17 protein-coding genes and 3 pseudogenes are annotated in these 20418 nt (G+C 69.0%); 13 read left to right on the plus strand and 7 right to left on the minus strand.

Annotated elements, in window-relative coordinates:
* The 3 genes and pseudogenes from CSR00_RS11485 to CSR00_RS31790 form a co-directional block, all read left to right on the plus strand.
* Window positions 1-233 (plus strand): annotated as a pseudogene (locus CSR00_RS11485) (hypothetical protein); the annotation flags it as partial.
* A gap of 333 nt (window positions 234-566) precedes the next feature.
* Window positions 567-677: pseudogene (locus CSR00_RS31550) on the plus strand (hypothetical protein); the annotation flags it as partial.
* Complete coding sequence (locus tag CSR00_RS31790; RefSeq protein ID WP_407662426.1) at window positions 678-1172, plus strand: nucleotidyltransferase family protein; 495 nt, start codon at window positions 678-680, stop codon at window positions 1170-1172.
* Between the two features lie 288 nt (window positions 1173-1460).
* Here CSR00_RS31790 and CSR00_RS11495 read toward each other — a convergent pair whose 3' ends face one another.
* Window positions 1461-2696 (minus strand): IS256 family transposase, encoded by a 1236-nt coding sequence (locus CSR00_RS11495; protein WP_099022537.1) that lies wholly within the window; start codon window positions 2694-2696, stop codon window positions 1461-1463.
* A gap of 213 nt (window positions 2697-2909) precedes the next feature.
* Between CSR00_RS11495 and CSR00_RS31795 the strand changes: the two genes are divergently transcribed.
* Entirely contained in the window at window positions 2910-3005 is a 96-nt protein-coding gene (locus tag CSR00_RS31795) for a hypothetical protein (protein ID WP_407662427.1), read from the plus strand.
* 180 nt (window positions 3006-3185) lie between these two features.
* Here the strand turns inward: CSR00_RS31795 and CSR00_RS11500 are convergent.
* The 3 genes and pseudogenes from CSR00_RS11500 to CSR00_RS11510 form a co-directional block, all read right to left on the minus strand.
* Window positions 3186-4188, minus strand: a pseudogene (locus CSR00_RS11500) (IS110 family RNA-guided transposase).
* 507 nt (window positions 4189-4695) lie between these two features.
* Entirely contained in the window at window positions 4696-5214 is a 519-nt protein-coding gene (locus tag CSR00_RS11505) for a hypothetical protein (RefSeq protein WP_141564340.1), read from the minus strand.
* Window positions 5215-5322: 108 nt separating this feature from the next.
* Window positions 5323-5709 carry a DUF5997 family protein gene (locus tag CSR00_RS11510; protein ID WP_099022539.1) on the minus strand — a complete coding sequence of 129 codons (387 nt, stop codon included), beginning with the start codon at window positions 5707-5709 and terminating at the stop codon, window positions 5323-5325.
* A 106-nt stretch (window positions 5710-5815) separates the two neighbouring features.
* Here CSR00_RS11510 and CSR00_RS11515 point away from each other — a divergent pair, with 106 nt between their 5' ends.
* Complete coding sequence (locus CSR00_RS11515) at window positions 5816-6538, plus strand: LysR substrate-binding domain-containing protein (RefSeq protein ID WP_099022540.1); 723 nt, start codon at window positions 5816-5818, stop codon at window positions 6536-6538.
* A gap of 30 nt (window positions 6539-6568) precedes the next feature.
* Here CSR00_RS11515 and CSR00_RS11520 read toward each other — a convergent pair whose 3' ends face one another.
* A complete protein-coding gene (locus CSR00_RS11520) occupies window positions 6569-6985 on the minus strand; it encodes a VOC family protein (protein WP_099022541.1) in 417 nt (138 codons plus the stop codon).
* Window positions 6986-7130: 145 nt separating this feature from the next.
* Here CSR00_RS11520 and CSR00_RS11525 point away from each other — a divergent pair, with 145 nt between their 5' ends.
* The 8 genes from CSR00_RS11525 to CSR00_RS11560 all read left to right on the plus strand — a co-directional run bounded on the left by CSR00_RS11525 (window position 7131) and on the right by CSR00_RS11560 (window position 16766).
* Window positions 7131-7607, plus strand: coding sequence for an MTB12 C-terminal domain-containing protein (locus tag CSR00_RS11525; RefSeq protein WP_099022593.1), 477 nt, complete (start codon window positions 7131-7133; stop codon window positions 7605-7607).
* 7 nt (window positions 7608-7614) lie between these two features.
* Window positions 7615-8313 (plus strand): ABC transporter ATP-binding protein, encoded by a 699-nt coding sequence (locus tag CSR00_RS11530; protein WP_099022542.1) that lies wholly within the window; start codon window positions 7615-7617, stop codon window positions 8311-8313.
* Window positions 8310-9098, plus strand: a complete 789-nt coding sequence (locus CSR00_RS11535) for an ABC transporter permease (protein ID WP_245905952.1) — start codon at window positions 8310-8312, stop codon at window positions 9096-9098. Before CSR00_RS11530 ends, CSR00_RS11535 begins: the two co-directional genes overlap by 4 nt.
* Window positions 9095-9919: a class I SAM-dependent methyltransferase gene (locus CSR00_RS11540; protein WP_099022544.1), complete on the plus strand. Its 825-nt coding sequence runs from the start codon at window positions 9095-9097 to the stop codon at window positions 9917-9919. The genes CSR00_RS11535 and CSR00_RS11540 overlap by 4 nt, the downstream gene beginning before the upstream one ends.
* Before the next feature lie 80 nt (window positions 9920-9999).
* Window positions 10000-10731 (plus strand): helix-turn-helix domain-containing protein, encoded by a 732-nt coding sequence (locus CSR00_RS11545; protein ID WP_245905953.1) that lies wholly within the window; start codon window positions 10000-10002, stop codon window positions 10729-10731.
* A gap of 86 nt (window positions 10732-10817) precedes the next feature.
* A complete protein-coding gene (locus CSR00_RS11550) occupies window positions 10818-11150 on the plus strand; it encodes a cupin domain-containing protein (protein WP_099022545.1) in 333 nt (110 codons plus the stop codon).
* A 243-nt stretch (window positions 11151-11393) separates the two neighbouring features.
* Window positions 11394-15587 carry an nSTAND1 domain-containing NTPase gene (locus CSR00_RS11555; protein ID WP_245905954.1) on the plus strand — a complete coding sequence of 1398 codons (4194 nt, stop codon included), beginning with the start codon at window positions 11394-11396 and terminating at the stop codon, window positions 15585-15587.
* Between the two features lie 3 nt (window positions 15588-15590).
* Window positions 15591-16766 carry a patatin-like phospholipase family protein gene (locus tag CSR00_RS11560; protein ID WP_099022547.1) on the plus strand — a complete coding sequence of 392 codons (1176 nt, stop codon included), beginning with the start codon at window positions 15591-15593 and terminating at the stop codon, window positions 16764-16766.
* Here the strand turns inward: CSR00_RS11560 and CSR00_RS11565 are convergent.
* Complete coding sequence (locus tag CSR00_RS11565) at window positions 16718-19090, minus strand: hypothetical protein (protein ID WP_245905955.1); 2373 nt, start codon at window positions 19088-19090, stop codon at window positions 16718-16720. The genes CSR00_RS11560 and CSR00_RS11565 overlap by 49 nt on opposite strands.
* 30 nt (window positions 19091-19120) lie before the next feature.
* Window positions 19121-20302 carry an NAD(P)/FAD-dependent oxidoreductase gene (locus CSR00_RS11570; RefSeq protein WP_099022549.1) on the minus strand — a complete coding sequence of 394 codons (1182 nt, stop codon included), beginning with the start codon at window positions 20300-20302 and terminating at the stop codon, window positions 19121-19123.
* Window positions 20303-20418: the final 116 nt, after the last annotated feature.

Consider the following 20418-nt stretch of genomic DNA (forward strand, 5'->3'; position numbering starts at 1 on the left):
CGGCCACCGTCGCCGCACCCCTGACCACCGGGGCCATCGCACTGGTCACCGCAGAGGCCGGGCCGGTGATGGCCGGCCGGGTCAACGTCATCGACCTGACCCCGACCCTGCTCGTGCCGGTGCAGGCAATCTGGCAGCGCCACACCGTATCCGAGATCCGCGCCGCCATCATGGGCGCACGCTTGCCACCTGGCGATCCGGAGGCGATCCCAGAGAAGCCAGCCGCGAGGTGACAGCCGAGAAAACGCGCTCACCAGGACGTTTTCTAGACCTCTGGGCTGATTCAACGACGCCCGCGGTGCATGCGAACAACCCGCGACGGATCGCCATGCGTCGGTCATATTGAGCAGTTAAGCGCTACATTGAATCAGGCCATGGTGGCCTGTGGAGGTGACATGGCTGGCGAGGTGACAACAATTCACCCCTTCGACGTTGGGAACGCGCCTCTGCCGCACGAGCTCCCCATTCCAGGGTGGGCGCAGCGCGTCCTCAAGTTCATCGAATAAGCCGCTCGCGCCGGCAAGACTGTCACGGTCACCGCCGACGACGAGACCCTCACTCCGGCGCAGATGGCCTCGGAGATCGGAGTGTCCCGGGCGAGCATTCAGCGCCGCATTGCCACCGGCGATATCGCCAGTAGGAAATTCGGAAACCGGCATCGGATCCCGCGCCGCGAGGTGGAGAAGCTCCGAGCTTCGTTCATCCGCGACGGGCGAAAGGGGATCAGCATTCGTGATCCCAGCTCGGCCAATGCTATTCGAGCCTCGCAGGAGGGGGTCGTGGACGCTATCGGCTCGCACGCTTCCCAGGCTCCACCGGCCGGAGAAGTGCTCGGTTCGGACTGTGTCGATGGCATGACCGTCACGCGGCATTTCTCGGATGCTGAACTGCAGAAGAACCTGCCACTCGACCTCGATCTGCTCCGGGAGATACTGCGGAGCAACCGGATAGGGAGGGCGTGGTTGTTCGGTAGCCGCTCCAGGGGAGATCACCGCGCCGAGAGTGACGTCGACTTGCTCTATCGGCCGGCTGGGGAGCAGCTACACCTGCGCGGGTACGGGCGACTGGTCAACGCGCTGCAAGACGCGTGTCCAGTCACTGTGGATCTGGCCGACGAGATCGTCGACCGAATGAGGCCCTACGTCGAGGCCGACCTGGTGCGCATCCTGTGAGCAGCAAAGACGCCAAGCTCATCGCCCAGCACGCGCTGGACACGATTGCGCGCATCCTGGCGAACCGCCCGTCTTCTGCCGAGGAGTTGGCCTCAGACGCCGACCGCTGGCACGCAGCCTGTACACGAATGCAGGCGCTCGGTGAGGCTGTGGTCGGGATCGATACAAACTCTTCCAGACGGCAGAAGACACCGAGGCCAAACGGGCAACCCGATGGCTCGCCCGACAGTGGTCAAGTCCAGGGATGTGGTGTACGACGTCGTCGTGTGATTCTTCGTCGTGATGGGTTCAGGCGGTCAGTGCCTCGGGGGTGTCCTCCTGTTCTGTCGGGGTGTCGTTGAGGGTGCGTGATTTGCTCAGGACATCTAGGCCGAGGTAGCGCCGGGATTCGGCCCATTCGTCGTGTTGTTCGGCCAGCACGGCGCCGACGAGTCGGATCAGCGCGTCACGGTCGGGGAAGATCCCGACGACGTCGGTGCGCCGGCGGATCTCCTTGTTGAGCCGCTCCTGGGGATTGTTGGACCAGATCTGGCGCCAGAGCTGCTTGGGGAACGCGGTAAATGCCAGCAGATCCGGCCGGGCCGCCTCTAGGTGTTCGGTGGTCTTGGGCAGCTTGTCGGCGAGTGCGTCGATGACCCGATCGTATTGTGCAGCAACGGATTGCGCATCCGGTTGGTCGAACACCGAATGCAGCAGCGTCTTGACCCAGGGCCAGGACGCCTTCGGGGTGATCGCCATCAGGTTGGTCGTGTAGTGGGTTCTGCAACGCTGCCAGGTGGCTCCGGGCAAGGTGGCCCCGATCGCGGCGACCAGCCCGGCGTGGGCGTCGCTGGTGACCAGCTTGACCCCCGAGAGCCCACGGGCGGTCAGCGACCGCAGGAACGTCAACCAGCCGGCCCCGTCTTCGGCGGTGGTGACCTCGACGCCGAGGATCTCGCGGTAGCCGTCGGCGTTGACCCCGACAGCGATCAGGGCGTGCACGTTGACCACGCGGCCACCCTCACGGACCTTGAGGACCAGGGCGTCGGCGGCCATGAACGTGTACGGGCCGGCGTCCAGCGGCCGGGTGCGAAACGCCTCCACGGCGGCGTCGAGCTCTTTGGCCATCACGCTGACCTGCGACTTCGACAGGCTGGTGATCCCCAGCGTCTCGACGAGCTTGTCCATCCGCCGCGTGGACACCCCGAGCAGATAGCAGGTGGCCACCACGGTGGTCAGGGCCCGCTCGGCGCGTTTCCGGCGCTCCAGCAGCCAGTCCGGGAAATACGAGCCGGACCGCAGCTTGGGGATCGCCAGGTCCAACGATCCGGCGCGGGTGTCGAATTGGCGATGCCGATACCCGTTGCGCGAGTTGGTGCGCTCGGCGCTGCGCTCGCCATAGCCCGCACCGCACAACGCGTCGGCCTCAGCACCCATCAGGGTGTGGATGAACGTGGCGAGTAGCTCGCGCAGCACGTCGGGGTGGGCGGTGGTGAGTCGTTCGGCGAGCACCGCGGGCAGGTCGATATTGTGGACAGTGGTCATCGCGTTGATTCCTTTGCTCGAGTGACTTTGGTCGGTCTCTCGAAGAATCACGCGATGACCTTCAACTATGCGCATACGACACGCCGGACATCCTGATCAGGCCCGACTCGTACACCATCTTGATGGACGCAACCCCGACAGTACCCGGAACATGATGACTTACTTGGTTCGTTGGTGGGCACTCGGAACGTCATTTCACACTACTACGGCAAGGTGCGTCTGGACTTCGTGTGGGCCCTTTACTCAACCGAACTTGACTCGATCGAGAGCATCTTCCAGCGCGTCGTGCGCGACTGCGCATCATGGTGATGGCGCGCTGACTGGGAGGGAACCGGTCAACGTCAACGAAAAGGACTGATGATGGACAAGGAACGTCTGTTGCGGGAGATCGCCGCCGCCGAGGCGGTGCATGACGACGAGGAAGCCGGCGTGGAGATGTCCGACCCCCTGACGAGAAGATTGACGTGAGGTGTGTTTGGTGGTGAGTGGTCAGGACGTTTCCTGGAGGGTGAGGTGGTAGCCCATGGCTTCGAGTTGGCGGACGACGTTGCTGCGTGCTTTCTGCGGGTTGAGCCGGGTGAAGTAGTCCCCGCCGGGATCGCGGTAAGCGGTGGCGGTCGTCGCGATGTTCCAGATCGTAACCAGTAGGGCGCGCTGCACGGCGACGTTGGCGCGCACCGGTCTCGGCGACCACGACATCGGCGGTGTACCCGCCAATGCCAAGGATGGTGCAGATTAGATCCCGGAAGCCGCGAAAGGGTTCGATCACCACCTCGATCCGCTCGGTGAGGGCCTCGATGGCCGCGGTGTGTTGATCGATGAGGTCCAGGTGCATGCGGGTCAGGAACGCGTGATGGGCGTTGAACCGGCCGCAGAGGGCCTCGGTCAGCTGCGGGATCTTTTTGCGCAGCTGTTTGCGGGCCAGATCAGCCATCACCGCCGTGTCGGTCTCTCCAGCGAGCAACGCCTCCAGCATCGCCCGTGAGGACTTGCCATTGAGGTCGGCGGCGACGGAGGACAGTTTGATCCCGGCGTCTTCGAGGAGTTTCTCCAGCCGCTGGATCTCGCGGGTACGTTCCCGTGTCACGGCGGTGCGGGTTCGGGTCAGGTCGCGCAGTTGCCGGATCGGTTCAGGGGGGACGAACGACCCGCGGACCAGACCATGCGCGCCGAGCTGGGCCAGCCAGGTGGCATCGGCGACGTCGGTCTTGCGGCCCGGCAGATTCTTGACATGCCGCGCATTGACCAACATCACCTCCACCCCGGCCAAGTCCTCCAGCAGGTAGTAGAACGGCTTCCAGTAGTCGCCGGTGGCTTCCATCACCACGCACGTCACCTTCTGTGCGACAAGATGTTCGCGCATCGCGATGATCTCTCGGGTAGTGGCTCCGTAGGTGGTGACCGTTTCGCTGGTCTTGCGTCGACCAGCGCCGTTGATCCGGACGCAGACCTTGGCGTCCTTCTTCGAGATATCCAGGCCCGCGCAACATATCCAGGCCCGCGCAACGCGGATGCATGACGTCCACGGCCCCACTCCCTTCTCCTCGTAGCCCACTGCGAAGGCGTCCGTCGTGGGGAGGGCAGGAAGAGTCGGGAGTCTGACGCACGGGCTCAAGGCACCAATCCACGGTTCCCGTGGAGGCCCTCCGCCACCATGCTGACTTACAGGCTCAAGGCACCAAGGTCTTCGCGGCGACAACCACAACGAAGACCTGCAATGATCCCGCTGTGCCCGACGCGAGCACAACAGGCGAGCGGCACCGAATCTTCGCGTCCCACGGTGCGCCGCCGGCGCTGGTCTGCTGACATGACTTTGCAGCCTTTGCGCAGCTTCGCCATCTGAGGCGCGTTGAGAGTGATCGGCGTGTCGACTCAGCGAAGGGGGCACGGCACAACGAACCTCGACGCAAATTGGTCATCTATCTGTGGTGATGCTCGCTAATGGGGCTGCGTGTTCTGCATGCTGTAGCGGTCGTCGGACGGTGGGCAGGCCAGGGGGTTACCTCTGGCCTGCCCGTTTTGTCGGTCCGGGGCAGGCACCGGGGTAGCCGCAGTACCCGAGAGCCGCGGCGATGACGGCGAACTTGATCGAGGCCGCAATCTGGGCACTGCGCGCGTTCACCGCGATATCGCGCCGGTCGAGCACGCGGAGCAGTGCGACCCCCTCAACCGCGTCGGCCGCGACGGCGCCGGCGGCGAGGGCCGGTAGCCACGCCGGGTGGCCCCGGCGTCGTCGGCGGCGGTCGACGAGCAGCCCCAGCAGGGTTCCGTAAGTGGCCATGTACCCGAAGTCGAGCCATATCGACTGGCGCGCCGCGCGCTGGCCGTCCGCGCCCCACCGGTTGAGTATGTCTTCGGCATTGGCGGCCGTGCCCGCAAGCTCGAACGGGATGATTCCCGGACCGCCGGCGGCATGCATCCGGCGATCCAGCTGCAGCATCACCGCGCCGTAGCCGACGTAGGCAACGGTGGCCGCGGCGATCCTGTTCCTGCGCACCCATTCGGCTGGAGAGGCCATGGTCGGGAGCGTACCCGCGTCGATCCGGAGTCGATCCGGAGTCGATCCGGAGTCGCCCCAAAGTCATTGCCGTCTAACGGGTCATCCGGGTTCGGTCGCCGTTCGGGGTCAGCTCTTGTCGGACCGTTCCGCGCGCAGCGCCTTGACGCGCCGCTGCTCGGAGAGCACCGCCTGGTAGCTCTCGCGTTCGGCGATCAGCCACTCGGGCTTGTCGGTGAGCAGGGCATCGATCTGCTCGGTGGTGAGCGCCTCGGTGACTCCGCCGCGCGCGAGGCCGGCAATTGAGACGCCCAGCTTGGCCGCCACCAGGTTCTTCGGGTGCGGTCCGTTCCTGCGGAGGTCCTTGAGCCACTGCGGCGGATCCTCCTGCAGGGCGGCGAGCTCGCCGCGGGTGATCGGGTTCTGCTGGAACTCCGCGGGGGTCGCGGGCAGATAGACGTCCAGCTTCTTCGCCGCCGTGGCGGGTTTCATGGACTGCGCGTTGGGCCTGCTCATGCCGCCCCCGCGCAGGCTCGGGCGCCGCATGCCCGCCGTTGATTCGTTCCGCAAGCGTCGCTCATGTCCTGAGCTTATCGATGTGGGCCGCCGGTAGCCTGAGGCGGTGGCTTCGTCCTCGCTGCCCTCGCTCACCCTCGGCTACGTCCCCGGTGGGACACCCGCGAAGTGGGCGCGGATCTGGGCGCGGCGCCACCGTGACGTTCCGCTGACGCTGCGCCCCGTCGCCGCGGCAGACGCGGCCGCCGCGGTGCGGGCCGGGGCCGTCGACGTGGCGCTGCTCCGACCGCCGGCCGATACGTCGGCGTTGGCCGTCGTCCCGCTCTACGAGGAGACGACGGTGGTGGTGGTGCCGACCGATCACCTTCTCAGTGCCGCCGACGAGGTCACCTCCGCCGACCTCAACGGTGAACCGGTGGTGCTCCCGCTCGACGATGTGGTCGCCTGGGCGGACGCGCCCGGCAACGCGATCGATCATCGGCCCGAAACCACCCAGGACGCAGTGGAACTCGTCGCCGCCGGTACGGGCGTGCTCATCGTTCCGCAGTCGCTGGCCCGGTTGTATCACCGCAAGGATCTGACCTACCGGCCGATCGCCGACGCGCCCACCTGCCCCGTGGCGCTCGCCTTCTTGGATGGGACGACGTCGGAACTGGTCGAGGAGTTCACCGGGATCGTGCGGGGCCGTAAACCCGGTTCGTCACGGGGGCCGGCCCAGCCGGCGCCCAAGCGCACCGCGCGGGAGAAGACCCTCGCCAAACAGGCCGCCCGCGCCGCGGCGGGCAAGGTCGCCCGCAAGCCCGGCCCGCTCAAACGCGGCCGGCGCTGACGCAGTCATCGGGCTCAGCAGTCATCGGCCTCAGAGCGACAGGGTGCCGTCGTCGTTGATGGTCCACGCCGGGTTGAGCGCCACCTCCCAGACATGCCCGTCGGGATCGGCGAAGTAGCCGGAATATCCGCCCCAGTACACCTTCTGTGCCGGTTTCAGGATGGTCGCGCCGGCGGCGGCGGCCTGCGCGAGGACCGCGTCGACGTCGGCCTCGGTGCGTTGGTTGATCGCGATGGTGATGCCGCTGAACCGGCCGTCGACGGGGTGGCGGGCGTCGGCGGCAAGGTCGGCACGGCCGAACAGGGCCAGCGCGATGCCGGGCAGCTGGTAGAACACCACTCCCTCCGGCGCGTCCTTGGCGACCCAGCCCAGACCGTCCTCGTAGAAGCGGCGGGCCCGCGCGAGATCGTCGACACCGAGAGTGATCAGGCTGACGCGTTGTTCCATGCGGCGAAGCTACCCGGGGGGTACGACGCGGTGCCGACACCCATGCGGACACCGGGCCGACGAATCTATTACTAGGTAAGGCTTGCCTCATAGGCTGAGGACCCCTAGATTAACCGGAAATCTTTCCTCTAAAAGGGAGCCGGTGATGCTGAGATTCGCCCATCAGACGGTGGCCGTGTGTGCGGCCATCGCAGTTCTGCTCACGGCGGCGGTGCCGTGGGCGACGGCCGATCCGGGTGCCGAGGGCGAGTTCGCGATCACCTCGCAGGTGCCCACGTTGGCCGAGCTCGATGCGCAGATCCGGCTGCTGGTGGCGACCCCGGCGCCGGACGCGGTCAAAGCGGCCCAGCTGGAGGGCGGCGAGCGTGCCGTCGTCGTTCCCAAGATGATCTACCGCATCGGGTTCTTCCGGCCGCCGCGCGGATCGAGCCTGGTGACCGGTCCGCAGACGCACGAGGCCGATCGCCATACCGCCGTCATCAACGCGAGCCGCCAGGGCGCCCCAACCGTGCAGATCACCGCCGAGTGGCGGCGCATCGACGGGCGGTGGAAGCTCGCCAACACCTCGCTGTGCAACGGAATCGAGACCGTCGGACTGCCGATTCCGTGCAACTTCAGCTGACCGGCCGATGATCGAAACCCACTTGCTGACAAAGTCGTTCGGTGCGCGGACGGTGCTCGAGGAGGTCTCCGTGCGGTTCCCGCCCGGTGCGGTCACCGCGCTGTTGGGCCGCAACGGCGCCGGAAAGAGCACGCTGCTGCGGATCGTCGCCGGCCTTGACCGACCCGACCGCGGCACCGTCTGCGCGGGCGGTGGTCCGTCCGCTCCCGGGAAGCACGGCCCCGCCGTGGGGATCCACCTGGGACCCGAGGCGATGGACCCCCGGCACACCGTGTGGCGGCACCTCAGCTGGCTGGCCGCACTGGCCGGTGTCGGTCGCCGGCGCGTCGCGGCAGTGGCGGCCGAAACCGGGCTGGACGAGAACGTGGGAGACCGCATCGGCCGGCTGTCGCTGGGCGCGCGGCAGCGCGTCGCCATCGCGGGAGCGCTGCTGTGCCAGCCGCGCGTGGTGCTGTTCGACGAGCCGCTCAACGGCCTCGACGTCTCGGGGATCGTCTGGTTCCGGCGGCTGCTGCGCACCCTCGCCGACGACGGGACGACGGTGGTGGTCGCCACCCATCTGCTCGCCGAGGTGGCACTGACCGCCGACCGGGTGGTGATCCTTCGCGGGGGACGGTTGTGTACGTCGGGTGCACTCGACGAGGTCGTACCGGCGGGCGCGGATCCGCGTTCATGGCTGGAGGCCGCCCTCATGGAGAGCCGGTGACGGCCGCGACACTGCCGCTGGTCGCCCGCGGCGTTCGCGCCGAGTGGATTCGGGCGGGCGGGCGCGGGCGCCTCTGGACGGTCCTGGTGCCCGCGGCGATCCTGGTGCCGGTCGCGATCTCGTTCGGGATCGCCGTCGTCGCGGAGTCGTTCGCCCGCATCCCCGGCCAGCTGACGGTGTTGGCGGTGTCGACGGCCAATGCCGGGTACTGGGTCATCACCATCTCGGTGGTCCTGGGGGCGGTTGCGGGGGCCGACGGCCAGGCCGCCGAGAGCCGCTACCACGCGGGCGAACACGTCCGGGTGGCGATCCCGCGGGTCTGGCCGGTGCTGGCCGGGCGCTGGTTGTTCTACGGCGGCGCGTCGGCCGGTGCCGCGCTCGCGGCGCTGGCCGCCGTGCTCGTGGGCCTTCCTGTGGTGTCTCCGCTGGTCTACGGGGCCGTCTCCCTCACCGACCCGGTGGGGCTGCGACTGTTGTGGACCGTTCCGCTGCTGGCGTTCTTCGCCGCGGGTGCCGGTGTCGGTGTCGGCGCACTGGCGAAGTCGCCCCTCGTCGCGGCCGCGGTCATCGTGGTGTGGACCTACATCGCCGAGCCGGCCGTCGGGTATCTGCCCAGTGGCATCGGGCTGCAGCGGTTCATGCCGGTGCTCAACACCGTCTACGCCACCGGCCAGGACGCCGTGCTGGGCCCGCCCTGGGGCCGCAACGGCGCCCTGCTCTACGTCTGCGCCCTGTGCGCGGCGGTCCTCCTCGTAGCCACCATCGGAAAGGTAAATCGAAAATGACTGGCAGAGAAGCGCTTCCACTTGCACAACGATCGGATTCCGATCTCCCCGGCCATTGGCTGCTGGCACGGCTGGGCAAGCGGGTGCTGCGACCCGGCGGGCTTGAACTGACCACCCGGCTCCTGACGGGCGCCGCGGTCGCCGGCGCCGATGTCGTCGAGCTCGGACCCGGTCTGGGCCGCACCGCGCGCGATATCGTCGCGGGTGGACCACGGTCCTATGTCGGTGTCGACGACACCGCCCCGGCGACCGCGGCCGTACGCGAGATCGTCGCCCCGGTGGGTGGAACCGTGCGGGTCGCCGACGCCGCCGACACCGGTCTCCCCGACGCCAGCGCCGACGTGGTGATCGGGGAGGCGATGCTGACCATGCAGGGCGACAAGGCCAAACGGGCGATCATCGGCGAAGCATTCCGGGTGCTGCGCCCGGGCGGCCGCTACGCGATCCACGAACTCGGGCTCACCCCCGATTCGCTTGCCCAACAGACCAAGGACGAGATCCGGCGCGAGCTGGCGCGGTCGATCAAGGTCAACGCCCGGCCGCTGACCGCCGACGAGTGGACACGGTTGCTGGTCGAGTCGGGTTTCGAGGTGGTCAGCGTCGACCACGCCCCGATGGCGCTGCTGAATCCCGCGCGGGTGCTGGCCGACGAGGGCCCGCTCGGTGCACTGCGGATTCTGGGCAACCTCGTCGTTCGCGGCGCGGCACGTAGGCGGGTGATCGGCATGCGCAGGACCTTTCACCGCTACCGGCATGCGCTCACGGCGGTCGCCGTCGTCGGTGTCGTCCCCGGCGGGCCCGCCACCGCTGCGTCCTCCTGATGGCCGGGCCGGCCGCACCGGCCGTGAGAACATGGCCACTGGTAACAGCATGCTGGCGACAGCCGACGATGGAGGTCTGGGTGCCCGGGCGCGATGGCGAGGTCACCGCGAGGTCCGACGTGGACGGGTTGCCGGACCGGGCGGCGGGTCAGCAGCGGCAGCGCGTTCTGGACCTGGTGCGTACCGCAGCCGGGCCAGTCGACGTTCAGCACATCGCCGACACGCTGCAGATTCACGTCAGCACGGCGCGGTTCCACCTGGGCACTCTGGCGACGCAGGGGCGCGTGCGCAGGTCGCAGGACGTGCGCGGCGGTGGGGCCGGGCGGCCTCGCCGCACCTACGAGATCGCGCCGCGGCTCGACTACGCCGACATCGTCGCACTGTTCGCCACCCATCTCGGCGGGACGGCCCCCGAGCGGGCGGACAAGGCCCTGCGCATCGGCGCGGACCTCGCCCACCGGGTGCACCTCGCGCGTCCCCGTGCGGAGAACTCGGTCGGCGATCTAGTGGTCTCCACGCTGAGTGAACTGGGCTTCGAGGTCCGCTCGGTGTTGTCCTCGTTCGGGGAGATCACGGTCGAGATCTGCAGTTGCCCGCTCGCCGAGATCGCCGTAACGGCGCCGGAGGTCGTGCGGGGTATTCAGCAGGGGCTGATCCAGGAGGTGTTGGATCTCAACGCCGATGCCGTCGGGGGCCGGTATCTGGCGACGGTCGCCCCGGATCCGGGTGGAGGCTCGTGTGAGGTGAGCCTGACGCTTCGTCCCCAGTCAGGTCCCCAGTCAGGTCCCCAGCCATGTCCGCGGACGCGGTGAGCGCCGCGTCCCCGTCCGCTCCGCCGGGCGGCGGAGTTTAGGTGGAGCCGCCGGGCGGCGGAGTGCAGGTGAAAGAGAGTGAGAATATGGATGAACTGTCCCTGACCTCGCTTGTTGATGCGCAGATCGACGCCGCCCGCGGCGCGACCAACGGTCGATCGGCACACACCGTCTACGGTGGAACCGGGTGTGTGCTGCGGCAAACCGTGCTGGCGCTGGCCGCTGGCCACGGTCTGGACGACCACGAAAGCCCGGGCGAGGCCACCTTGTTGGTGCTGCGGGGACGCGTGCGTCTTGGCGCCGCCGCCGACACCGCCGAGATCGGGCAGGGGGACTACCTGGTGATCCCGCCCGAGCGGCACAACCTTGTCGCGGTGGAGGATTCAGCCGTCCTGCTGAGCGTCGTCGCCCGGCGCTGACCGGCGAGGCCGGATTTCGGGGGCCGGCCGGAACGACGCCGGGCTCCTCGCGGATGACGAGGCGTCGCGGTGTCACCAGGCAGGTAGTCGACTACGCGAGTCGTCGCTGCTGTCGTGAATCGAGCGCATCCCACGCCGTCCTGCCGTACGGTGGTCGCAATCCTTGTTTGCTGAAAGAGGCCCTCGCGGTGCTATGGGGCGGGGCCGCAGGGTCGGGGGAGTGGCGGCGTGTCGCGGATCTTCTTGAGTCACTCGAGCCGGAACATGCGCGAGGCGATCGCCCTGAAGCGCTGGCTGGCCGAACAGGATCCGCCGCTGGCCAACGAGATCTTCCTCGATGTCGACCCCGGGTCGGGTCTGCAGGCGGGAACGCGGTGGAAGGATGCGCTGCGCCGGGCCAACGCCCGGTGCGAAGCGGTCATCTGCCTGCTGTCCAGGCAGTGGGAGGCGTCGCACGAATGCAAGGTCGAGTACCGGACCGCGGAGAACCTCAACAAGCAGATATTCGTGGCTCGGCTGGAACCCTCCACCGGCGACGAGCTGACCTCGGAGTGGCAGCGCTGCGACCTGTTCGGCGACGGATCGATGACCAGCATCGACGTCGGTGGCGGGGCCCCGGTGCAGATGTCGACCGAGGGTCTGTACCGGCTGCGCGACGGGATCCGGGGGGCCGGTATCGGCGCGGAGTCGTTCGTCTGGCCCCCGCCGGAGGATCCCGGCCGCGCTCCCTATCGGGGCTGGGAACCGCTGCAGGAGTGCGACGCTGCGGTGTTCTTCGGCCGGGACGCCCAGATCGTGCGGGCGCTGGACGCCGTGCGTGGGATCCGCACGGCCGGCGTAGACGCGCTGTTCATGGTGCTGGGCCCGTCGGGTGCGGGCAAGTCGTCGTTTCTGCGCGCGGGGCTGCTGCCCCGGTTGCGTCGCGAGGATCGCCGATTCGTGGTGTGTGACATCGTTCGCCCCGAGCGCAACGCCCTGACCGGGCAGACCGGACTGGCCGCCGCGATCGCGGCCACCCGGCAGCGCTTCGGGCTGGGCACCCCCAGCCTGGGCGACATCAAGGACGCCTGCATGTCCGCCGACGAGCAGCGGGTCGCGTCCTGGCTACAGGAGATCCGCCAGGTCGCCGCCGACCGACTGGTGGACCGCGGCGAGGGCGGGGAGTCCGGCCAGGATTCCGGCGAGGAGTCCATGGTCGCTCCGACACTGGTCCTTCCCCTGGACCAGGCCGAGGAACTGTTCTCCGCCGACGCGGGCGAGCAGGCCGAGAAGTTTCTGACGTTGCTCACCTCGTTGATCGACCGACTCAATGACACCGCGGCGGGCCTGGTGGTGGCCGCGACGATTCGCACCGACCGCTATGAGGTCATGCAAACCCATCCCGCACTGGCGGGTGTGGGGACGGTGTTGTTCGACGAGCTCAAACCGATGCCGGCCACTCAGTTCAAGGAGACGGTCGTGGGTCCGGCACAGCGCGCGACCGAGGGTGGCCGTCCGCTGAGGGTGACCCCGGAGCTGGTGGAGCGACTGCTTGCCGATACCGGCGAGGGTGCCGACACGCTGCCGATGCTGGCCCTGACGATGTCGCGGCTCTACGCCGACTACGGCAGCACCGGAGAACTGACCGAGGCGCACTATTCGGCAATGGGCGGAATGCGCCGGGTGGTGCAGACCGAGATCGACGAGGTGCTCTCCAGCGACCCGGGACGTAGGGCCACCGAGCTGGAATCGCTTCGCGCGGCGTTCATTCCATGGCTGACCACCGTCAACCCGGACAACGACCAGCCGATGCGGCGGGTGGCACGCTGGTCGGACCTGCCCGAGCCCAGCCGACCGCTGATCGACGCACTGGTGGCGAAGCGATTGATGGTCAAGGACACCCGCGACGGGCAGGCCGTCGTCGAGGTGGCGCTGGAAAGCCTGCTGCGCCAATGGGACGAGCTGGCGCAATGGCTGCGCGAACAGCGTCAGGAGCTCAAGAACGCCGACGACCTCGAGCGCACCGCTGCGTCCTGGGCCAACAGCGACCACGATCCGACCTGGCTGCTCAGTGGCACCCGGCTGATCGACGCCGAGGCGCTGGCCGCCAGCCCCGGCTTCCGGCAGCGTCTGGCGAGCGCGGCCGACTTCCTGCAGGCGTCGCGCGAGGCCGAGGATGCCCGCCTGGACGCCGAGGAGCAACGTCGCCACGCCGAGCTGCGGGCCGCGCGTGAACGCCAGAACCTCGCCGAGCAACACGCCGCCGACCTTCGTCGCCGTTCTCACGTCCTGCGCGGGGTGCTGGCCGTCACCGCGGTGGTCGCCGTCATCGCGGTGGCGGGTTTCCTGTGGGCCAACAGCGCCAGCGACCGCGCCCACCGACAGTTCCTCGACGCCACCAGCCTGCGCCTGCAGTCCGACGCGCAGGGGCTGCTCTCGGGGGCCCGCCCCGGCGGTGACGAGCGCGGTCTGCAGGAGATCCTGATCGCCAACAAACTGGCGAGCTCGCCGGATGAGACGGCGCTGCACGATGCACTTGTCGATGTTGCGCAGACGGTGAAGATCATCGACACCCCGGGCGTGGTCTACGGGGTGCGTTTCAGTCCGGACGGGCAGCGGATCGCCGCGGCCGACGGGGCCGGCGGCGTTCACCTGTGGGACGCCGAATCGGCTCGATCGGTCGCCGACAACGCCGCCGCGCACTCCGGGGAGGCCACCGCCGTGGCGTTCAGTCCCGACGGGGCGCTGATCGCCTCGGCGGGCGACAACGGGGTGCGGCTCTGGGATGCGCGATCCGGTGCGGCCCTCGGTGAGCCGCTCGGGGCGGCCGGCGGCGCACGGGTGCCGGTGTTCAGCGCCGCGTTCAGTCCGGATGGCCGGATCCTGGCCTCCGCCGGGGCCGACCGCGTCGTACGGCTGTGGAATGTCGCGAGCCGGACCAGGATCGGCGAACTGGCCGGATCACAGGACGCGATCCTGTCGGTGGCATTCGCACCGGATGGTCGTACGCTCGCCTCGGCAGGTGGCGACGGTCTGATCAGGATGTGGGATCTGGCGACCATGACACCGAGGGGGAAACCCCTGGCCGGTGACGGAGGCGAGATCTATTCCGTCGCGTTCAGTCCCGACGGCGCACGCATCGCCGCCGGCGATGGTGACCGCAGGGTCCGGATATGGGATATCGCCAGCGGGCATACCACGGTGTCGCTGCAGTTGCCGCAGTCGGTCTTCGCCGTCGCCTTCGATGCCGCCGGTGAGCGGCTGGCCGTGGGGTCCGGCGACGGCGTGATAAGGATCATCGACCCGGGCAGTGGGGCTGCGATGGGACCCGGGCTCAGCGGCCACGGCGACCGCGTGCTCAGCGTCGCCTTCAGCCCGGACGGCCGCAGGCTGGTGTCCGGGTCGGGCGACCGGACGGTACGCCTGTGGGATGTCGGACACGGCACCATGCTCGACACGAACCAGGGCGGTGTCACGGCGATTGCCGTCAGCCCGGACGGCCGGCGGGTCGCCACCGCCGGATGGAACGGCACCGTGCGATTCTGGGATCCCGCGGACGGGACGCCGGTGGGCCCGGCGCTGGCGGCCGACCCGGCCGGGTTGTCGACCGTGGTGTTCAGTCCCGACGGCGATTCGGTCGCCGCGGCCGGGCCCGGCGGAACGATCCGGGTCTGGGATGCCGGCACCGGGCGACCCGTCGGTGTCCCGATGAAGGTCGACGCCGCGGTGCACGCGTTGGCGTTCGCTCCCGACGGCACCCGTCTCGCGGCGGCCTACGGCGCAGACGTGCGGCTCTGGGACGTGCGAAGCGGTCTGCCGATCGGGGCGGCGATGTCCGGTCACCAACGCGACGTCTGGGATGTCGAATTCAGCCCGGACGGCACTCGTCTGGTCACCGCCAGCGGTGACCAGACCGTGCGCCAGTGGGATGCCCAGACCCAGTACCCCATCGGGGAGCCGCTGGTCGGGCACAGTGACGGGGTGACCGGGGCGACGTTCGGCCCCAACGGAGACTGGATCGTCTCCGCCGGCAACGACGGCACCATCCGCATGTGGGATCCCGGGACCGCGGCGGCGCTTCGAGAGCCCATCAGTGCCGATTCCGGTCCGCTTCCGGCGCTGGCCGTCAGCCCGGACGGGACCCGCGTGGTGACCGGCGGCGCCGACCACAGCGTGCGGATGTGGGACCTCGCCGCCGGTGAACCACTCGGCGAACCCCTGCGGGGGCACGACGACGAGGTATGGGGTGTGGCGTTCACCCCGGACGGTGCGCGGGTGGTCTCCGGCGGGCTGGATTCGATCCTGAGGTTCTGGCCGGTCGGGGCGACCGAGGCCGATCTGTGCGCCAAGCTGACGGTCAACATGAGTCACCGAGAGTGGAACGAGAAGGTGTCGCCGGACATCGACTACATCGCAGCCTGTCCCGATCTGCCGATCCCGCCCGAGGACGGCAGCTGAGCCATGCCGGCACATCGCACCCGCGACGAGCATCTCTTCGGCTCCGGACCCAAGCGGATCCTGGCGCTCGACGGCGGCGGGATCCGCGGCGCGCTCACGCTGGGCTATCTGGCCCGAATGGAAGCGGTTCTGGCCGAGCGGGATTGCGCGAATACCGACTTTCGTCTGTGTGACTACTTCGATCTGATCGGGGGTACCTCCACCGGCTCGATCATCGCGACCGGGCTGGCGCTGGGGTACTCGGTGGCAGAGCTGACCGAGATCTACCGCGACCTGGCGGCCGAGGTGTTCGAACAGGGGTGGTTCCGGTTCGGAGTGTTCGGTGCCAAGTTCCCCAAGGAACCGTTGGAACGGGCGCTTCGTGAGCACTTCGGTGATGAGACTCTGGGTAGCGACCGATTGCGCACCGGCCTGATGGTGATGACCAAACGCATCGACACCGCCAGCCCGTGGCTGCTGCACAACAACCCACGCGGTAGGTACTACGACACGCGTCCGGGCGGAACCGGTACCCCCAACCGTGAACTGCTGCTGCGCAACATTGTTCGGGCCAGTGCCGCCGCACCGCACTACTTCGAACCCGAGGTGATCGAAGTGGCGCCCGATATCAGCGGGGCATTCGTCGACGGTGCCGTCAGCCCGCACAACAACCCGGCCCTGCAGCTGCTGATGGCGGCCACCGTGCGCGGCTTTGGACTGCGCTGGCCCATGGGGTGGGACAAGTTGATGCTGGTGTCGGTGGGTACCGGGATGCGAGTCGATCCGCTCTCGGCCGCCCAGGCGGTGCGGATGCCGGCGCTGCGCCTGGCCGCGGAGTCGATCATGTCCATCATGACCGATGCGAACTGGCTGGGACAGTCACTGCTGCAATGGATGTCGGACAGTCCCACGGCGGCCACGATCGACGCCGAGATCGGTGACCTCAGCGGTGACCTGATCGGCGACCGCCCGGCGCTGCTGACCTACCTGCGCTACGACACCCACCTGGAGTCCGATTGGCTGGCGAGCACGTTGGGGCTCGAGCTCACCGACGCGCGCTGTGCGGAGATCTATGCGATGGACGATCCCGCCAACGTCGACGAACTGACCTCGATCGGTGCCGTCGCGGCGGCGGCGCAGGTGGTGCGCGATCACTTCCCGCCGGTGTTCGACGCCGTCCCCGTCGACACCGAGGCGTAGCGGCGGGCGAACTCGTCGGCCGGTACCGGCCACTGGTCGTCGTGCTCGCCGCGGACGACCATGTCGCCGGCCGCGGCGGTGACCGGCCCCTCCAGGGTCTCGATGACCTCGCCCACCCGCGCCGGCCGGGCCTGTACCGTGCCCCGCCGCCGCCAGCGGTCGCCGTCGACATGCTCGTAGGTGGCCCGGAAGATGTCGTCGCGCACCGACCAGCTGTGCTCGTCGTGGCCGTCGCGCACCGCCCAGTCACCGACCGCGGCGCGCAGCACCTCACCGGACCGGGTCGTCCAGGTCCACGGTGCGTCGCGGCGCTCGGCGGTCACGGTTCCGACCCGGCGGAATGTCCGCCAGCGCGCGTCCTCGTCGATCGGCCGGGACCGGTAGCCCAGCTCGCGCAGGCTGATCAGGGTGGCGGCCAGGCTGCGCAGTGCGGTGTCGAGCAGCTCCGGATTCGCGGCCACGGCCGAGAAGTCGACGAGCTTGTCGTGCACCTTGCGGGCGTCGTCGCGGGTCACGCCGTGGCGCCACCCGGCGGCCCGGTAGAAGCGGCACCAGTCGGCATGCTCGGCGCGGGCCATGGCCAGCGCGGTCTCGCGGTCAAAACCCATGCGCCGCATCTGCTCGATCGGATCCAGGCCGGCCAAATCGGCCGCGGTGAGGGTGTCCGGCCGGCCACCCCAGGTGTTCCAGGTGTGGCCGCCGATGGCCTCCACCATCCACAGGGCGTTACGGACCTGGCGACGATTCGAATTACGGTAGAAGGCGCCGAGTTCCTCCCACGCGACGGTGGCGGCGCCGGATGCCGCGGCGGTCCGGCGGTAGCGCTCGTGAATCAGTCGCGCGGCGCGTTCCCAGGCGTCATGGGCCTGACCCTCGGGAGTGGCCATGCTCAGCCGGAAGGTGCGCAGCTGCCCGACCAACGGCACCCCGATGTCCTCGGCGGCGGCGGGATCCCACGCGTAGATGGGCGTGTCGGGGAACCGCGCGGCCAGCCGGGTTCCGGCCGTGGTGTCGGTGGCGTCGCCACCGTCGACGAGGACGACCGCCGCGTGCGCCGCGGTGTCGAGCAGCGACGCCAGCAGTGCGACGGTCGGGGTGTCCGTGACCGTGCGAATCTCCGGCCTGCCGTCGGGCATGCCCAACTGGCTTCGCGAATACCGGTGGTCCTTTTCGTACTCGTCGGCGTGCGGGCCGACGAGCGTCACGGTGGCCGAGTCGGCAGTGGGGTCGGCCTGCTGACCGCGTTGGTATTCGCGCTCGAGCCGGCGCTGGGCGAGGTCTGCACACAACGCCAACGTCAGTGGTGAGGCACCGCATACGAAGATCTCGTCCACCGGCGGCGCGGCGGTGAGCGCGTCGAGCAACCGGCGCGCGGTCACCTCGTACCTGCCGACCGTGTCGGCGGCCCACAGGGTGGCGGTGCCGCCGAAGTGCTGAGCGCGCCAGGCGCTGGCCTGCCACGGATCGTCGATCCGGACGATCAGGGGAACGCGGTGCCGCTCGGAGTTACCCGTGACCGCGGTGGTGATGACCGCCAGTCGCGCCAGGTTGGTCGACGGGTCGGCCGACAGCAGGTACAGCCGGTCGAGTTTGTGCCACAACGGAAGTGAGCTGTAGCTCTCGGGACGGCTGAAGTCGGCCAACAGCACCCGCGCGCCTTGCGTGCGGGCCTCGCGGACACAGGGCTGGTCGGTGTCGGAGGTCACGACGACGAGGCGACCGCGTTCGAGCGTGCGGGCGATCGCGGGCATCAGCGAGGCCGCGTCCGCGTCGAGATCGACCACCACGGTGACGGTATGGGCGAGGTAGGCCCGCAGCCGGTCGAGGCGGGACTGGAACAGCGCGACCGCGACCCCGACGACCGACAGGAACAGCGCCGCCAGTGCCGAGAGCTGGGCGATGTCCAGTGCCACCGGCGTCGGCGACGGGCAGGCGCCGGTGTCCAGGCTGTGGTCGGGGCTGCCGCCCTTGACGAGGCCGGCGGTCCAGATCAGTGGGGTGAAGAAGGTCGGGTTGGAGCCGTCGTGGCAGCGCCAGTACGAGGCGCCGCCGAGCGCGGCGCTGATCATGGCCAGACCGACGACGATGGCCACCGGTGCCCCCGGCCGGCCGCCGCCGGAGCGAACGCCAGTGGTGGACATCGCGATCGCCAGGGCGACCAGGACCGCCGTGACGATCGCGATCGTCACGGCGGAGTTGGGCGCGCCGAACCAGCGCAGTCCCGGCGGCACCTGCTCGGACACGCCGGGCCATGCCGCCAGCACGCCGAGGTAGCCGAGCATCGCGACGGCCAGCAGCGACAGCGTCGCCCGGGCGACGGTCAACCCGTTGACGCTGCCTCGCACATGCGCCCCCTAGTAGGAGTGCTGGGGTCCCTGGGCCTTCTTGTAGAGCACCTTGAGCATGCGGTCGCGGAAGGCCGCGTTGTCGATCAGCTTGAGCCCGTTCTCGGCGACCTTCGGGTGGCCGATCAGCTTGTGCAGGTAGCGACCGCGCCGGTACTCGCGGCCCCAGGCCGCCTCCATCCGCTGGGCGTAGTTGGTGAAGTCGTCGGGCCCGCCGTTGGTCAGCGCCGCGATCGCGCATTCCCCGGCGGCCAGCCCGGACTCCAGTGCCTTGGAGATCCCGGCGCCGGAGGCGGGCTTGCCGGCCCCCAGCGAGTCGCCGGTGAACAGCACACCCGGTCGCCACGGCGGCCAGGCCGTGAAGCCCATCGGCAACCGCCAGGCGCGGACGCTCTTGTTCTTCTTGAGCTCCTCGATCGGGGGCAGCTCCCATTCGGCGGGCAGTGTGCGCAGGAAGTCGCCGAGGAACTGTGTGGCGTTGATCGACTGCCAGTTCTTGTAGCTGTTCACGTAGCCCAGACCGATGTTGAACCGGCCCCCGCCCATCGGGAACACCCACCCGTACCCGGGTAGCTGGTCACCCTGGAACATCAACTTCAGGTAGATGTCGAGGGAATCCGAGTCGGGACGGTTGGCGTGCATCTCCGAGCGGATCGCGATCGCGGAGTAGCCGTTGTACTCCGAGTCGATCTTCAGCGCGCGCTTGATGGGGGAGTAGGCGCCGTCGGCGGCGATCACCGCGTCACCGAAGATCTTCTCGCCGTTCTTGAGGATCACGCCGATCACCCGGCCGGACTCGTCGACCTCGGGGCGGGCGACCTCGGCCGACTGGCGGACCTCGGCGCCGGCGGATTCGGCGTGCTTGAGCAGCAGCGTGTCCAGCTCGGTGCGGCTGACGGTGTGTCCGTGGTCGGGCATTCCCGGCCGCTTCGGGAACGACAGCTCCCACCGTGAGGGGCTGAACACCGTGACGCGGTTCACCCGGTGGAACTTGGCCACCTCGTCGGCCAGACCCATCCTCTGCAGATAGCTCACCGCCCGGGCGGTCAGGCCGTCACCGCACGGCTTGTCGCGCGGGAATTCGGCCTTGTCCAGCACGATCACCCGTGCGCCGGTCTGGGCGGCCTGCCAGGCGGCCGCCGAGCCCGAGGGCCCGCCGCCGGCTATCACCAAGTCATATCGCTGCGTCATCGACGACGATGCTAGCCGAACATCGCCACATTGCCAGGGTCGGCGCAGATCCGCCATTGCCGCTGCGCACGCCGGTATGGGCAGGTCAGCGCGCCGAAGCAGGTACAGTGCAGATC

It is taken from the genome of Mycolicibacterium palauense, from assembly GCF_002592005.1.
Taxonomy (GTDB): Bacteria; Actinomycetota; Actinomycetes; order Mycobacteriales; family Mycobacteriaceae; genus Mycobacterium; species Mycobacterium palauense.

Excerpts from the sequence above, each read along its gene's own strand:
- CSR00_RS11495 (WP_099022537.1), bottom strand. The coding sequence starts at position 2,696 with ATGACCACTGTCCACAATATCGACCTGCCCGCGGTGCTCGCCGAACGA.
- CSR00_RS11505 (WP_141564340.1), bottom strand. The coding sequence starts at position 5,214 with ATGGCCTCTCCAGCCGAATGGGTGCGCAGGAACAGGATCGCCGCGGCC.
- CSR00_RS11510 (WP_099022539.1), bottom strand. The coding sequence starts at position 5,709 with ATGAGCAGGCCCAACGCGCAGTCCATGAAACCCGCCACGGCGGCGAAG.
- CSR00_RS11520 (WP_099022541.1), bottom strand. The coding sequence starts at position 6,985 with ATGGAACAACGCGTCAGCCTGATCACTCTCGGTGTCGACGATCTCGCG.
- CSR00_RS11525 (WP_099022593.1), top strand. The coding sequence starts at position 7,131 with ATGCTGAGATTCGCCCATCAGACGGTGGCCGTGTGTGCGGCCATCGCA.
- CSR00_RS11530 (WP_099022542.1), top strand. The coding sequence starts at position 7,615 with ATGATCGAAACCCACTTGCTGACAAAGTCGTTCGGTGCGCGGACGGTG.
- CSR00_RS11540 (WP_099022544.1), top strand. The coding sequence starts at position 9,095 with ATGACTGGCAGAGAAGCGCTTCCACTTGCACAACGATCGGATTCCGAT.
- CSR00_RS11550 (WP_099022545.1), top strand. The coding sequence starts at position 10,818 with ATGGATGAACTGTCCCTGACCTCGCTTGTTGATGCGCAGATCGACGCC.
- CSR00_RS11560 (WP_099022547.1), top strand. The coding sequence starts at position 15,591 with ATGCCGGCACATCGCACCCGCGACGAGCATCTCTTCGGCTCCGGACCC.
- CSR00_RS11570 (WP_099022549.1), bottom strand. The coding sequence starts at position 20,302 with ATGACGCAGCGATATGACTTGGTGATAGCCGGCGGCGGGCCCTCGGGC.